Here is a 911-nt window from a genome sequence, read left to right as displayed (position 1 = left end):
ACAAACCGGAGGGGGGGACTACAGAAACACTACTGATTTACTACTGATTTACTACAAACCGGAGGAGGGTGACTACTTATCTACTACTGATTTACTACTGAATTACTACTGAATTACGTCATAACAGTTCTCTGAACCATTCGTACATCCGACCCCCTTCTCTTCATGCTTGATGCTCTTGCCAACGCTTCACGGTCACGCAATAAATTGCGTCCCCGTTCACCGTTTTCGGATGAGAAGAACGCCGGAAACAGGACTTCCACTGGCTGCACGGCGTGAAATTCTGCGCTATGCACTTGCGCGCATACTCATGCATGCCGTAAAAACAGAGCCTGCGCGTTTCTGGCTGGTTTTCGGGTGGTTTGTTGCCTGTTTTACCGGTTTCCCGTCAGAAACGCCCTGAGAGCCTCTCAGGCGGTGCACGCAACGGATGTTATGGTAAATGTGAAAAACATTTCCCTTGATAAAAAAGCTTTCAAGAAAAATAATACAGCAACCACAAACTTTGATGGACCAGAGCTATGCACATAGAATTTAAGCCGTCATCTGACTTTAATAACGTTAAAATTAATAGAGCTCCTGACGGCGCTATGGCAGAAACTTTTAGCTGCAATATTAACTGGGGCGAGAATCTTGACAGCAGAAGCTATGTGAAATGCTTTAGCGATCGCAAGATTATGGCAATTTCTAACGAAATAACTGGTTATATTTTGGCGAAGGAGGCAGGGCTGCCTGTACCTGAAAAATGTGCTTTAATAGCATTGCCACAAGAAATAAAAGATGAATTTAAATCCAGGTCTGGCGAAGAGTGCTTTGAATACGGATTTGCTATGATGATGGCCGACGGGAGCACGCCTAACGCTATTATAAAAATGCACAGCCCTGATGAGGATTTTGCAAATTCCATCTTT

General features: G+C 44.2%; 1 pseudogene. It reads left to right on the top strand.

Features of this window, described 5'->3' with window-relative positions:
• Window positions 1-521: 521 nt before the first annotated feature.
• A pseudogene (locus MMA19_RS26425) lies at window positions 522-911 on the top strand (hypothetical protein); the annotation flags it as partial.

It is taken from the genome of Vibrio sp. CyArs1, from assembly GCF_022432925.1.
Lineage (GTDB): Bacteria > Pseudomonadota > Gammaproteobacteria > Enterobacterales > Vibrionaceae > Vibrio > Vibrio mediterranei.
Note: the sequence above shows the minus strand (reverse complement) of the source record. Positions and strands in the feature narration are given on the sequence as shown.